Source organism: Aurantiacibacter xanthus (genome assembly GCF_003584015.1).
Classification (GTDB): domain Bacteria; phylum Pseudomonadota; class Alphaproteobacteria; order Sphingomonadales; family Sphingomonadaceae; genus Alteraurantiacibacter; species Alteraurantiacibacter xanthus.
Window position 1 is genome coordinate 68,876 of sequence record NZ_QXFM01000057.1, and the last position, 13,773, is coordinate 82,648.

Genomic DNA, 13,773 nt, shown 5'->3' on the forward strand with positions numbered 1-13,773 from the left:
GCTCTTTCTCGCACCCATTCGAAAACCGGCCTTAGAAGAACCGCTCACCCACACGAATCGTGTCGCCAGGCTGGATGTAAACAGGCCGGCCACCGTCGAGATCGTAGGTATATTCGCGATCGTCACCGGCGCGGCGGATGAAAACCCGCTTGCGGTCGGCGCGATAGGTGAACCCGCCTGCCACGGCCACGGCCTGCATCGCGGTCAGCTCCGGCTTGAAGGTGAACTCGCCCGAATTGCTGACCTCGCCGAGCACATAGAAAGGCCGGTAGTTCAGCACTTCCACGTTAACACGCGGATCGTTGAGATAGCCGCTCGACAACTCGGTGGTCAGCATCTGCGACAGTTCGGCGACCGATTTGCCGGCGGCGGGAACGTCGCCCAGCAGCGGGAACGAGATATCGCCCGCCGAGGTGACGATATATTCCTTGCTCAGCGCCTCTTCGCCAAACACCGTGATACGAAGCTGGTCAGCCGGAGCAATCGCATAGGTCGGCACCGCATAGGGGTTGGGTGCAGCAGGCGGGAGGCTCGAGGCACAACCGCTCAGCAAGGCCACTCCAACAAGGCCGGGAAGGGCCACCGCTTTTAGCCAATTTCGCATGTGATCCTCACTATTTCCGGTCGCGCGCGACCATCCAGCGGACCGGCAATAGGGAAGTCTTTTTGTTCCGGCAAGTTGTCTGCGCCTCGCTCGGGCGCTCAGGGTGTGCGGCCTTCCGCCTGCGGCATCGCCCTGCGCTCAGGCAGCGCCTCCCGAAAGGCGTTTGCGCCAGCGACCGGCCAAAGCCGAAAGCGGCATCATGAAATGCCGGACCGCCGCCGGATTGCCCAGCAACACCGTGATCGCGGAGCCGATCTGCCGCTGCTTCAGCGCCTCGACCGCCTGCGTGAACGCCACCGCCTGCTCGACCGAACGGAAGCGCTGACGGTAAGCGGGAGTGAGGCGCCCCCTGCGCTCGATATCGATGCGCAGTTCGCGCTCGGACGCGAGGATGCGTCGGGCATTGGCCAGCGACAGCCGGTGCGAGATCGAGCTGGCGTGCTTGCGATAGCGATAGCCCGCAAGGGGCAGGAGCCGGTACTCGGCCCCGCCCAGCAGCAGTTGCACGATCAGTTCGTCATCCTCGCCGATCCGCAGATCCTTGCGATAGCGATGCTTGCCGCCGGCAAACAGCGATGCGCGGATAATCGGCTTGAGAAAGCCCAGATTCGGCAGCTTGCCGAACATCACGCCATGGCGAAAATAGGTGTCGAGATCAATCACACCGCCATCGCTCAACCCGCTCCCGGCGAGAAACCGCGTGGTCGGCACATTCTCGCCGAAGATCGTCAGGTCGTCGGCGACCATGTCGGCATGGTGGCGCTCGCCCAGCGCAATCATCTCGGCAAAACGGCCGGGTTCGAGCACATCATCGCTGTCGAGCACCGCGTACCAGCGCCCGCGCATCTGCTCGATGGCGACATTGCGCGCGCCGCCCGGCCCCTGATTCTCCGGCGTCTGGAACACCCGCACCCGCGAATCGGCTGCGGCGCGCTGCTGTGCGTAGGCGAAGCTCTCGTCGGACCCGTGGTCGTCGACGACCAGCACCTCGACCGAAACCCCGCGCTGCTGCAAGGCGCTGTCGATCGCCTCGGCCAGATAGGGCATGGCGTTGTAGCAGGCGATCGCGACGGATACGTCTGGCTGGCTGGAAGGATCGCTTGGAATGGTCACCGCTTGCCTATTCTACCGAAAACAAGGCTCAGATTTAGACTGACAAGCCATCGCCGAGAAGACATATCGCCCTCCATGAACTTGCTCAACCCGTTCCGCACCAGGCGGCCCCGCACCGCGGATGGCGAGCGAATCTATGCCGTGGGGGACGTGCACGGGCGAGCCGATCTGCTGGTGGAACTCATGCGGCTGGTGATCGACCACTACCCGGCCATGCGGCCGCCGCCCAGCCGCGTCACATTGCTGTTCCTCGGCGACATCATCGATCGCGGGCCTGACAGCGCCGCCTGCCTGCGCATGATCCGCGATCTGTGCGAAGCCGAGGGTGCGCGCATGCTGCTCGGCAATCACGAGGACATGATGCTGGCCTCGCTTGACGGCGACCCGGAGGCGCAGGCCGCCTGGCTGCGCAACGGCGGGCTGGCCACCTTGCACAGCTATGGCATCGCGCCGCCCAGCGCCGACGAGGACTCGTTCGACTTTGGCGAACGCCTGACGCGCGGGATTCCGCAGCAGCATGTCGCCTTTCTCCGCTCGCTGGAGACATCCTATCGCAGCGGCTCCTACTTTTTCGCCCACGCGGGCGTCAGGCCGGGTGTGCCGTTGCACAAGCAGGCACCCGAAGACCTCTACTCGATCCGCTCGGAATTCACCGAATCGGACGCCTGGCACGGCGCGGTGATCGTGCATGGCCATTCGATCGTCGATGCGGTGGAGATGCGCCCCAATCGGATCGGCTGCGACACCGGCGCCTATGCCAGCGGGCGACTCTCGTGCGTCTGCTTGCAGGACGATTTGCAGTCGGTGCTGCAAACCTGAGCCGTCACAGCGCGACCAGCGCCAGACTGGCTGCCTGCTCGGAACCCGCGATGCAGCGCGCGGTGCCGGTGCGCGGCCATTTCGCGCAGTTCCAGTAGACCTGCTGCGTGCGGTCCCGCAGCGTCTGCACATAGATGAGATCGGGCGGCATCGAGGCCAGCCCTGCACTGTCGAGCTGCCAGGGCCGCTCACTTCCCGCTGCCCAGCCGACCACACGGCATTCCGCCTTGCCCTCGCAAGCGGCAACGGCATCGAGCGCCCAGCGGCCCGGTGTGGCCTCCGCAGCCAGCATTTGCACCACGGGGCGCGCATAGGCGACCGCCGGCTTCACGCTCGCTGCCGCAGCGGGAGCCTGTCCGGCGGCGACCAGATCGGCAAACACCGACGGATCGACGACCAGATCCTTGCCCTCGGGTGGTGCCTCGCCCAGCGCGTGGTTGGGATCGAACGCCGCCAGCTGGCCGATCTGAGGCTCGGTTGTCGCCACCGGGCCGCGGAAGGCAGGGGCCGTGCCCCACAGGCCCTTCCAGCGGAAGAACAGGTGCGTCTTCACCGCGGTCAGCTTGTCGAGGTTCTCGCTCCAGTACGGCACCACCCAGTCGGTGTGATAGTGCGTGGCCCAGCCAACGCGCTCATCGACATCCTTGCCGAGCATTTTCACGGCAAGCGCCTTGGCCCGCGTGACCGCCGCCTCCGATGGCCGCCACCGCTGCATCGAGCCATCGCAAGTGAAGCTGAACTGGCAGCCGGTCGCCCGTTCCGCGCCCTGAAACACCACCCCGCATACCGTGTTGGGCCAGGCCGGATGGCGCACGCGGTTGAGCACCACCTGCATCACCGGTCGCTGGTCATCCGCCGAGCCGCCCGCCTCATAGAGGCCCGCGATGGCGAGGCAGGTGATGGCGCGATCGCGGTCGGCCCCGGTCAGGCGCGAGTTGAACGGCGCGGCAGCCGCGCTGCGCAAGGTGGTGAAAGGGCGGGAAGCGTTGATTTCCTTGGCGGTCTTCGCTTCGATCGGCATCAGCTTGTCGGCCGAGAACTCTTCCGCATCGTGGACGATCTTTTGCAGCGGCGGCGCCGCAGGGTTGGCGGGGGCGGCATCCTGCCCCCCGCTGTCTTCCCACCAGGCCGTGTCGGGCAAGTCGACGCCACGAGCAGCCACCAGCGCCACGGCAATCGCCAGCAGCATTACGACGAACGCCCCTGCTGCCATGATCGATCGGTGACTTATAACCATATCGGTAAAATAACTTTCCTACATGAACCGTGTCTGACTAGCGTTTCCCGCGAATCAACCACAGGAGTTTACCATGGACCGCTTCAAGAACAGCAGCGACTCGGTTTCGGATCCCGCGCGGTCTCTCGCGGCCATCAGCGCAACCTCGCCTGCGCCCCTTAATAGCGCACCCAAGGCAATTTTCATCGGCAGTGGTGGCGATGTCTCGATTCGAGCCATCGACGACGAGAGCGCGGTAACGCTCCGCAACGTCCCTTCGGGCACGATTCTGCCGATTCGCGCCGCACAGCTTGATCCGGCACTTACCACCGCACGCGATATCGTGGGGCTTTATTGATGCGCAATGCCCTCGCTCTGGACCTGACCTCGATCAGGCCGGTCGCAGCCGCCGGCGATCTTCCGCCGCCCGATGCCACCGCCCCCACACTCTCCGGCCCCGCCAACAGCGCCGATGGCACCAGCGCGATGACCGGCTCCATCGACACGAACGAAGGGACAGGGACGCTGTTCTGGTATCTTTCGGCCAGCGCCGCGCCGCCGGACGCAGGCGATCTTATGTCCGGCACCGGCGCGGTGATCGCGGGATCGCAGCCCGTCACCGCAGCCGGAGTGCAGACTATCGCCGCCAGCGGTCTCGCGCCCGGAACGGCGTACTACACCCATTTCCTGCACCGTGATGCCGCAGGCAACAGCAGCGCCATCGCTTCGGCAGACGGGTTCACGACCGAGGCCATCACCCCGGCCTCGTCGCGGGAATTCTGCGATGTCGCCGCAAACGCCGCAGACCGATCGACCTACACTTTCCCCGCCATGAGCATCGGTGCGCCGTCCGCCACGCGCTACGTTGTCGTCTGCCTCGCCTGGCGTGCGGTCGAAAGCTGGCGGCGGGTGAATAGCGTGAGCATCGGCGGGGTCAGCGCCATGCGCGCCGTCGAGACCCGAGACACCGGCGGCGGGAACCTGTCTGTGGCGGAGATCTGGGCGGCGCACGTGCCGGTCGGATCGGCGGCAGATGTCGTGGTCAGCCTGTCAGATACGGTGGTTCGTCTGGGCGCGGCGACCTATCGCCTCGAAGGCATTGCCCGAGCGGTGCCCGACCACGTCGGCGAGGCCGCCACGCTTTCGGCCGCATCGCATGTGATCGGCGTCCACTTCAACGGAAACCTGCCATGCTCGATCTCCACTGCAAGCGACGATCTCGCCCCCATGACGCTGGCGATCAGCGCCGGCGACGGTGGTGGTGGCAAAAGCTCCTGGAGAGGACTGACCAAGGATAGCGACCTTGCTATCGAGGCATTGTCGACCACCTTCAGCCCGATCGCGGTCGCTGCCTGGCACCAGACATGACCCGCTTGGGCGAACAGCCATACAGTGCAGGACGATGCGCGATCAGGCCCGCGTCTGGCCCGTGATGGCAGAAGCAAGGCCATAGCGCGGCACGTCCGTGCCTCGGCCAAGCCATTCGCGCAGGAAACCGCCACCCCAACTTGCATGCATCACCATCGCCGCCACGCCTGACAACAGCGCCATGCCTGCGCCCGCGCGCATTCCCACAAGCAGCCCGACACCGAGGCAGGCGCTCGCCCAGACGGCGGCGGGCACGGCAAAGATCCAGTGCACCAGCGCCAGCGGCAGCGCCGCCACCGCCAGCGCAATCGCCACCGGCGCAAGCTGGCGCGGCTTCATCGCGATGCCATGCCGCTTCACCGTGCGCGCCCGGCCCGCGCCATAGCGCCAGTATTGCCGCCACAGCGCGCCGAGCGAGCGACGCGGAAAGTAGGTCAGCGCCGCGGCAGGCTCAAGCCAGATGCGCAGGCCGCGCCCGGTCTGGCGCACGTCGAGTTCGGCGTCCTCGTTGCACGGCATCGTCTCGCAATAGCCGCCCAGCTCGCGGAACGCGCTCACCCGCATCAGCGCGTGATGCCCGTGGTCGACGAACCGGCCGCTGCCCAGATGCCGGTGCGGCGAACCGCCGGTGCCCAGCACGCTGTTCTGCGCCGCGGCGATGGCCTTCTGCCAGCCGCGCTCGCCCTCGGTCGCCATCGGCACGACCACCGCATCGGCCCCGTTCGCCGCTGCGCTTGCAAGCAGAATGCCGACATAGCCATCGGGATAGAGGCAATGGGCGTCGATCCGCACCAGCCAGTCCATGCCCTCGCCATAGCGGGCAACCGCGCGGTTGACCCCGGCGCTCTGGATGCGGTCGGGGTTGGCGAGCAGGACGAGGCGCGGGTCGCTCGCCGCGAGGCGTTCGACGATGGCGGGGCTGGCGTCGGTGCTGCCGCCATCGGCGACGACCAGCCGGGTGATCGTGGTGTCGCGCAGCATCTGCCGCAGCAAGGCCTCGAGGTGGTCCGCCTCGTTGAGGCAGGGGATGACGGCCAGCACGCTCATCGCGCGGGCAGCCCGGCGATGGTGCGCACGAGGTCGCGACATTCGGCCTCGCCGCAGATCACCTCGGCCCGGTCGATCCGGGCGATGGCTTCGCGCATTGCGGCCAGTTCGGCGGGGGCGAGATCGAGCAGGCGCTGTGCCGCCGCCTCGCCATCGGCCACGATCAGGCCAGCCGCGTGGCGCTCAAGCCAGTGCCCGACCTCGACCTCGGCCAGCGCAATCGGGATCGTGCCGAAGGCAATCGCCTCGTAAAGCCGGTTGGGCAGCAGCCACTTGCTGTTGAGCCCCTCCTCGAACCAGTCGATCGACCAGGCGAAATCGCAGCGGCCATAAAGCTCGGGCAGGTCGGAATAGCTGTAGGGGCCGACATAGGTCATGCCCGGTGTCGCCGCGACATCGCCTTCGAAATCGGGGAACTCCGCCGGGGACGGCTTGCCCGCAATCAACACCTCGATACGGCCCGCGCCGCGCCGGACCAGCTGTTGCAGGAAAGCGAGCGTGCGCTTGCAGCGCAGCATCCCGAACCAGCCGACGACATAGGGCGCAGCCGGAGCAGGCCGCGCGACCGGCACCGGCATTTCGCCGGCATCGGGCAGCAGCTTGTTCTCGACCAGCAGCGCCTGCGCCTTGAGCGGGCGATGATCGAAGTGGTTGCGCAGGAACGCGGGCGAGGAGGTGATCAGCAGGTCGCACCGGGGCAGCAGCGCCCCTTCCACCGCGCGCACCAGCCGCGAGCCCATGCCCTGCCCCACCAGCGAACGGTGAATATCGAGGCACTCGTAAACCAGCGGGCGATCGCCCACGATGGCGCGGGCAATTCCCAATTGTTCGAGGTTGCGCGCCACGATCACATCGCAATCGCGGAAAAACGCCTTCAGCCGCCGGTGAAGGATCGCCTCGCGCAGGGTGGCGGTCGCGCGGGCAACCAGCGCCGCATCGCGCGATGCGCCCAGCGACAATGCCCCGCGCGCCGTCAGCGCGTCGCAGATGGTGTCATCGCGGCAGAACCCCGCCACGCGCATCGTCGCGCCGCCGATGGCGAACATCCGGCAGCGCCGCTCGACCGCGGCGTCGTTGAGGTTGTGAACCAGATAACCAATACGGAGGGCGGCTGCCTGTGCCATAGACGAGGCGGAATGACACCTTTTGTGCAGCGCGGCAAGCGGCTACAAGGCTATGAAAGAACGAATGAGTCTGCTTCGCGCCGACTCGCGATGTCTGTCAGTCACGGGAAAAATCGAGCATGGTCGTACCGACTGTCGGGGTCATCATTGCCGCCTATAATGCGGCCTCAACGATCTCGCGCGCCGTCGCCAGCTCCTTGGCGCAATCGCTGGTTTCCGAAGTGATCGTGATCGACGATTGCTCATCGGACGATACGGTCGCGCTCGCCGAAGAAGCGGGGCGGGGCGACGGCCGCCTCACCGTCATTCGCCAGCCCTTCAACCAGGGGCCATCGGCAGCCAGGAACCGCGGGCTGGAGCAGTCCAAAGCGCCCTATTTCGCCATTCTCGATGCCGATGACATCTTTCTGCCCGACCGCTTCGCCCACATGTTTGCGCAAGACGGCTGGGACATGTGCGCCGACAACATCTGTTTCACCACCGACATCGAAAATCTCGGCAAGCTGCCCGCACAGGATACAGCGGGCGAGCGCACCTGCACGATCGATCTGGAAACCTTTGCCGACAGCAATATCGGCGGCCGCCGCACCAACCGGACCGAGCTGGGCTTCCTCAAGCCGGTGGTGAGGCGCGCCTTTCTCGATGCGCACAACCTGCGATACGACGAGACCTGCCGCCTGGGTGAAGACTTCGTGCTCTATGCCCGGATGCTGGCGCTTGGCGCGCGCTTCACGCTGATCGAGCATTGCGGCTATGCCGCGCTTCAGCGATCCGATTCGCTCAGTTCGGCCCATTCGATCGCCCACTTGCGGGCAATGAAGGAAGCCTCGCTGGCCATCGCCCGCGACTTCGACCTCACCCGCAAGGAGCGCGCCGCGCTGGCCCGCCATGCGCAGCACCTGTCGGAGAAGATCGTCTATCGCGAAATCCTCGAACTGCGGCGCTATGGCAGCTTGCCGCGGGCGCTGTGGAAGCTGGCGCTGCATCCGGCGGCCGTGAAGGCGCTTCTGGCCGACCGCTTCCCCGGCCCTCAGACTGCGCCGCCACCGCTTCGCCTGCTGATGACCGGCACGCACTTCGCTCAATTGCGTGGGTGAGCAAGGCCTGACCACAGGCCTTGCCAGCCATCCACGCGGTCAGCCGAGAGGTTGCAGCGGCAGATCGCTTTCGCACCGCTCCCCTCGCCGTACAAAGGCGGTTAAGGGTCGCTTCACCGGCGTATAATCTATATAGGAAGCACGCATTTGTCGCGCTTGCGAAAGACGGAATTGCGCAGGCGTGCAGACTTGCTAAACCGGCCCCACGGGGAGGCAGTCTCTTCCTATCGACCAGAGCAAGAATGAGGGCTAGACACACGGACAACTAACCGTGCCAACTCGGGAAGCCCGCGCAACCACTGTTGCCGTGCTGCTCGTTTGGGGCTCTCAGCAAACCGATTTCTGTAGCTATCCTCGGCAAGCGAAAACCATGACAACTATCGACACCAGATCTTTCGATTCCGCGGATGAACCGTTCCAGCCTGCCCCGGAAGAAGCGCGCGCGCCGCTGCTGCCCGATCCCGGCTTCCTGTGGCAGGTATTCCGGCGCAATGCGCTGCTTGTTTTCGGCCTGTTCTTCCTCGTGCTGCTGTGCGCCGCCGCCTATCTGGCGACTGCCACGCCGATGTATTCGGCCACTGCCAGCATGATCGTCGAACCGGCCAGCGGCCCGGTCAGAACCTCGGAGCCGGTCAGCACCGGCATGATCCCCAATACGGACGAGATCGATACCGAGATCCGGCTGATGTCCTCGCCGCTCGTCGCGCAGATCGCCGCCCACCTCTATTCTGAACGGTTCGCCTCGCCCGATGGCGATCCCTTCACCAAGGAGGAAGTCGAAGTCGTGGCCGCGCGGATGACGGGCACGACCCGCATTCTGCGCTCGGGGTCGAGCAAGATCATCGACATCACCTCGAACGGCCCGGATGCACAGTTCGCCGCCGCCACCGCCAACCTGATTGGCGAGGCCTATTTGCAGTCACAGATCGACAACAAGTCGCAGCGCTCGCAAAGCACGCAGGAGTTCCTGAACGAGCGGCTGTCCGAACTGGAACACAACGCGCTGACCGCGCAGGCCGCGCTTGATAACTATCGCGCCGCGCGCGGGCTGGTCACCTCGAACAGCGGGACCAACGCCGAACAGGAAGTTTCCAACCTCAACACCCAGCTTGCTTCGGCGCGGGCAGAGCTGGCCGAAAAGCAGGGCCGCCTCAATGCCGCCCGTCAGCAGCTCGCACGCGGAAGCGGCGGGGCCGACGTCGGTGCGGCGCTCGGCTCCGGCACCATTGCCAGCCTGCGCCAGCAGGAAGCACGGGCCAGCGCCGAGCTGGCCGTGCTCACCGAACGCTATGGCGAGCTTTACCCCGAGCGGCGGCAGACCGAATCGGAACTCGCCGATATTCGCCGCCGCATTCAGGAAGAGATCAACCGCGTCCTCTCGAACCTGCAGGCCGATGTGCAGACCGCGCAGTCGCGCGTGGCCTCGCTGACCGCCAGCCGGCAGACCGCCATCGGCGCGATGACGACCAACAGCCGCGCTCAGGCCGGCCTGAACGAGCTGACGCAGAAGGCGGAAGCTGCGCAGGCGATCTACCAGTCGTTCCTCGAGCGTTCGCAGGAAGGCACCGCGCTGCGCGACAGCGAGATGCCCGACGCCCGCTTCGCCACCCGCGCCGAAGTGCCCAAGAGCCCCTACAGCCCTAACTATGTGCTGACCATTGCGCTGGCGATCGTGCTCGGGCTGGTGGTGGGCTTTGTCGGTCTGCTGACCTCGGAATACCTGCGCCGCGGCGTACAGACCAAACGCGATGTGGAGCGCCGCCTGCGGCTGCGCTATGCTGGCGCGATCCCCACGCTCAAGTCCACGGTCAAGGGGCGCCAGGCGCTCGAAGCACCGCAGGACTACGTGCTGAGCCATCCCCACTCGCTGTTTGCAGAGGCGTTCCGCTCGATCCGCACGTTCCTGATGCTGTCACCGGGCAAGCGCTCGCGGGCTATCGCGATCACCTCGGCGCTGCCGGGCGAAGGCAAGACCACCACCTCGGTCTGCCTCGGCCGCACCGCCGCGGCAGAAGGGCTGAAGACCATTCTGGTCGATGCCGACCTGCGCCGTCGCGGTTCGAGCGAGCTGCTGCAGTACGAGAGCGATCACGACATCTACGACTATCTGCTGCGCGACACGCCGATCGAGCAGTGCATCTATCGCGACGAGATGTCCGGCCTCGATATCCTGGGCAGCAACGAGGTGCCCGAAAGCGGCCAGAACCCGCTGCGCGAGGATACGGTCGACAAGATGCTGGCCGAACTGCGCTCGCGTTACGATGTGGTGATCATCGATACGGCGCCGGTTCTCGGCGTGGCGGAAAGCCGTCTGCTGGCCAGCACCGCCGACCGTGTTCTTGTGATCACCCATTGGCGCAAGACCTCGATCCGCGCCATCGAGGCGGTGGTCGACATGCTGATCGATTCGGGCGCGAAGGTTACCGGGCTCGCGCTGAGCCAGGTCAACATCAAGAAATATGCAAGCACCGGCGATGGCGACGTCTACGCCTACGCCAAGAAATTCAGGGGCTACTACAACAACTAGCGGCCAGACGGGGTTCGGGGAATTTGAAGATGAGACAAGGAATCACGCACAGGCTGGCAACTCACCTCGAGGGCCATGCGCGGATCGTCAGCCTGCTTATGGTTGCCGGCGGATTCGCCCTGGCAGCCATGCCGGGCACTGCTGCCGCGCAAGACGATGTGCAGGGACGATCGGTGTCCCAGCGCAACGCCGAGGAATATGCCCCCAAGCCCATCCATATCGGCTCGTTCGAGGCCTTCCCCTCGGTTAACCTCGCGGCCGAATACAATGACAACGCGCTGGTCACCGCCAATAACGGGCGCGAAAGCGACGTGATCTTCACGCTCACCCCGCGCCTGCAACTCAGGGATCGCCGCCCCGACCGCTCGATCGACATCGATCTGTCAGCCGGCATCCGCAAGTTTGCCAGCATCAAGACCGAGGATTCGGAGCAATTCAGCGTCTCCGCGCGGGGTGCCTGGGGGCTTGGCACCGCAACGCAATATCGCGCCTCCGCACGCGTCAATCGCAGCACCGAAGACCGCCGCGATGCGGGCAGCTTCAACAGCGTGCTGCAACCCATCGCCTTTACCGACCTCAATGCGCAGGCCGGGATCGATCAGGCATTCGGCCCGATCCGGGTCAGCCTCGACGGATCCGCACGCGCGGTCCGCTACGATGGCCTGACCGTCATCGGATCGGAGCAGTTCGACCTGTCGTTCCGCGATTTCGAGGTTTACCGGGCCACCTCGCGCATCAGCTATGCGCACTCGCGCGACCGCGAGGTCTATCTGTTGCTGACGGTCGACGACCGCTCCTACGATAGCGCCCCGATCACCTCGGGCGGCGATCCGCTCTTCCCCTACGACCGCTCATCGCGCGGCGGACGGCTTGAGCTGGGCTATCGCCAGCAGATCACCGAGCTGCTCTATCTCGACATGCGCGCGGGCTACCTGTTGCGCGATTTCAAGGACCCGGCGCTCGACAACACCAAGGGTCTCGCCTTCGAGGCCAACCTCCTGTGGAACGCCACACCCTTGACCTCGATCGAGGTCGGGGCACAGCGCCGCGTCGACGAGACGGTCAACCCGCTCGTCTCGGGGCTGGTGCGGACCGAAGGCACGGTGAAGGTCGAACACGAGTTGCAGCGCAACCTCCTGCTCACCGCTCGCGGATCTTACGCGAAGCTCGATCAGCTCGATTCCACCAACGACGGCGACCAGTGGAGCGTTGCCGCCGAAGCGACCTATCGTCTGGACCGCCACTGGGGCCTCAGCCTCAAGGCCGAACACTATGAACGGCGCGGGTTTTTCGATTTTTCCCAGAACCAGGTAGGAATTAGCTTGCGTTACAGCTTCTGAAGTGGCCAATTATGGTTAATCGGAGAGTCAAATTTGGCCTCCGAGACCGTTGGTCATGGGTGAGGGGTTGCTATGCTTGTCGTGATGGGTTCGACGTCGTCTCTGGTTTCTGCACGCAATTCGGCGGCGGCAACGCTGCCTTTCGCCCGTCGGCGCGCTGACGACAGCAGCTGGAGCTTCCAGCGCAAGCTGGCGGTTGCGCTCGCTTGTGCGGCAGCCAGCTGGGCTCTGGTGATCTGGGCCGTTCCGCTGATTCTCTAGACTTCTTCATGCGGTAACGCCGTTTCCGGGTCACGTCCCGCGATGAAACACCCCTTAGGTGCGGTGTAACGCAAGCTTAAGTTCTTCCCATTTCTGGGGTACACCTCTATCCATGATGCACCGCACCATGGAGCAACCAGTGACCCAAGAGCGCACGCAAGTTCTGGCGCCTTACGAGCCTCCGCGGCTCATGGGCCGCAGCGCAATGATCGTGGACGATCCCTTCGCGGCGCAATTGCTCGATCGCGTGGGGTCGTTCCTGTTGTTGATCGCAATTCTCCCGCTGATGGCGATTCTCGCCCTGATCATCTACGTCTCCTCGCCGGGGCCGGTGCTGTTCCGGCAGAAGCGCATCGGGCGGCGCGGTGAAAAGTTCACCTGCCTCAAGTTCCGCACCATGGCCACCGATGCCGACGAGCGGTTGAAGAAGCTGCTCGCCACAGATCCCGAGGCGCGACTCGAATGGGATCGTGACCAGAAGCTGCGCAACGACCCGCGCGTCTATCCGTTCGGCCGCTTTCTGCGGAAGAGCAGCCTCGACGAGCTGCCGCAGCTCTTCAACGTGCTGTGCGGAGAAATGAGCCTGGTGGGCCCGCGTCCGATCGTGGAAGCCGAGGTGGCACGCTATGGCCGCTATTTCGGCCACTATTGCGCGGTTCGCCCCGGTATCACGGGCCTGTGGCAGATCTCCGGTCGCAACGACGTGCACTACCGCCGGCGCATCGCTTTCGACGTGATCTATGTCCGCAAGGGGCGGGTTGGCGACAATCTTCGCATTCTGGCGCTGACTGTGCCCATTGTGCTTGCCTCCAGAGGCTCGTATTGAGGAAGAGTTGGCAGTAACCCGCGTTATTGCCACAGGATTTAGGGTTAACCAGCGGGGGCGCCGCTGAACATATCGACGGGGCGCAGGCCTGGCATCACATTTGCCGGCCATCGAAACAGGGAGGGCAAAATGATTACATCCGGCAAACAGTCACTCTCGGCGCTCGTAGCGAAGCAGCCGAAGTTTCACTTCTGGCTGCTGTCCTCGCTTGGCGTCGTGGTGTTCGCCACCTCGTTCCTCACGCACGACAAGCGTGGCCTGCTCTACTATGACGAGCCGAGCGCACTGCTGGCCGGCGAGATGGCCATGATGCCCGACTATGTGACCGGCGGCTTCGGTGGCCGAATCGCAACCGGCCCCTATCGCGAGCGTGGCGGCGAACGGCCCAACAGCCTGCGCCGCACGATCGCTCCGCGCGGTGCCGTGCCCCC

General features: G+C 65.2%; 14 protein-coding genes. 9 read left to right on the forward strand and 5 right to left on the reverse strand.

The genetic code is table 11. The features are described from left to right. Nucleotides 1-31 precede the first annotated feature (31 nt). Both D2V17_RS05715 and D2V17_RS05720 read right to left on the reverse strand, forming a co-directional pair. Nucleotides 32-559 (reverse strand): polysaccharide biosynthesis/export family protein, encoded by a 528-nt coding sequence (locus D2V17_RS05715; RefSeq protein ID WP_220474069.1) that lies wholly within the window; start codon nt 557-559, stop codon nt 32-34. Between the two features lie 183 nt (nt 560-742). Beyond that, nucleotides 743-1,717 carry a glycosyltransferase family 2 protein gene (locus tag D2V17_RS05720; RefSeq protein WP_119592129.1) on the reverse strand — a complete coding sequence of 325 codons (975 nt, stop codon included), beginning with the start codon at nt 1,715-1,717 and terminating at the stop codon, nt 743-745. Nucleotides 1,718-1,792: 75 nt separating this feature from the next. Between D2V17_RS05720 and D2V17_RS05725 the strand changes: the two genes are divergently transcribed. After that, complete coding sequence (locus tag D2V17_RS05725; protein ID WP_119592130.1) at nt 1,793-2,536, forward strand: metallophosphoesterase family protein; 744 nt, start codon at nt 1,793-1,795, stop codon at nt 2,534-2,536. A gap of 4 nt (nt 2,537-2,540) precedes the next feature. On the opposite strand, the gene D2V17_RS05730 is transcribed toward D2V17_RS05725, so the two are convergent. Further along, complete coding sequence (locus D2V17_RS05730; protein WP_119592146.1) at nt 2,541-3,749, reverse strand: cell wall hydrolase; 1,209 nt, start codon at nt 3,747-3,749, stop codon at nt 2,541-2,543. A 97-nt stretch (nt 3,750-3,846) separates the two neighbouring features. On the opposite strand from D2V17_RS05730, the gene D2V17_RS05735 reads away from it, so the two are divergent. Further along, entirely contained in the window at nt 3,847-4,110 is a 264-nt protein-coding gene (locus D2V17_RS05735; RefSeq protein ID WP_119592131.1) for a spike base protein, RCAP_Rcc01079 family, read from the forward strand. Next, on the forward strand, nt 4,110-5,120 hold the full coding sequence (locus D2V17_RS05740; protein WP_119592132.1) for a hypothetical protein: 1,011 nt from the start codon (nt 4,110-4,112) through the stop codon (nt 5,118-5,120). The genes D2V17_RS05735 and D2V17_RS05740 overlap by 1 nt, the downstream gene beginning before the upstream one ends. 42 nt (nt 5,121-5,162) lie before the next feature. Here the strand turns inward: D2V17_RS05740 and D2V17_RS05745 are convergent, their stop codons facing one another. Together D2V17_RS05745 and D2V17_RS05750 are read right to left on the reverse strand one after the other, a co-directional pair. After that, on the reverse strand, nt 5,163-6,209 hold the full coding sequence (locus D2V17_RS05745) for a glycosyltransferase family 2 protein (protein ID WP_191229091.1): 1,047 nt from the start codon (nt 6,207-6,209) through the stop codon (nt 5,163-5,165). Continuing rightward, nucleotides 6,164-7,291 (reverse strand): glycosyltransferase family protein, encoded by a 1,128-nt coding sequence (locus D2V17_RS05750; RefSeq protein ID WP_119592134.1) that lies wholly within the window; start codon nt 7,289-7,291, stop codon nt 6,164-6,166. The genes D2V17_RS05745 and D2V17_RS05750 overlap by 46 nt, the downstream gene beginning before the upstream one ends. A 119-nt stretch (nt 7,292-7,410) precedes the next feature. On the opposite strand from D2V17_RS05750, the gene D2V17_RS05755 reads away from it, so the two are divergent. The 6 genes from D2V17_RS05755 to D2V17_RS05780 form a co-directional block, all read left to right on the forward strand. Continuing rightward, nucleotides 7,411-8,388, forward strand: a complete 978-nt coding sequence (locus D2V17_RS05755) for a glycosyltransferase family 2 protein (protein WP_119592135.1) — start codon at nt 7,411-7,413, stop codon at nt 8,386-8,388. Between the two features lie 370 nt (nt 8,389-8,758). After that, nucleotides 8,759-10,915 (forward strand): GumC family protein, encoded by a 2,157-nt coding sequence (locus D2V17_RS05760; RefSeq protein WP_119592136.1) that lies wholly within the window; start codon nt 8,759-8,761, stop codon nt 10,913-10,915. Nucleotides 10,916-10,944: 29 nt separating this feature from the next. Next, nucleotides 10,945-12,255: an outer membrane beta-barrel protein gene (locus D2V17_RS05765; protein ID WP_119592137.1), complete on the forward strand. Its 1,311-nt coding sequence runs from the start codon at nt 10,945-10,947 to the stop codon at nt 12,253-12,255. An 84-nt stretch (nt 12,256-12,339) separates the two neighbouring features. Beyond that, nucleotides 12,340-12,516 carry a hypothetical protein gene (locus D2V17_RS21240; RefSeq protein ID WP_220474070.1) on the forward strand — a complete coding sequence of 59 codons (177 nt, stop codon included), beginning with the start codon at nt 12,340-12,342 and terminating at the stop codon, nt 12,514-12,516. Nucleotides 12,517-12,655: 139 nt separating this feature from the next. Then, entirely contained in the window at nt 12,656-13,342 is a 687-nt protein-coding gene (locus tag D2V17_RS05775) for a sugar transferase (protein ID WP_245978559.1), read from the forward strand. 129 nt (nt 13,343-13,471) lie between these two features. Next, the coding region (locus D2V17_RS05780) for a hypothetical protein (protein ID WP_147367245.1) at nt 13,472-13,773 on the forward strand (302 nt) is incomplete at its 3' end.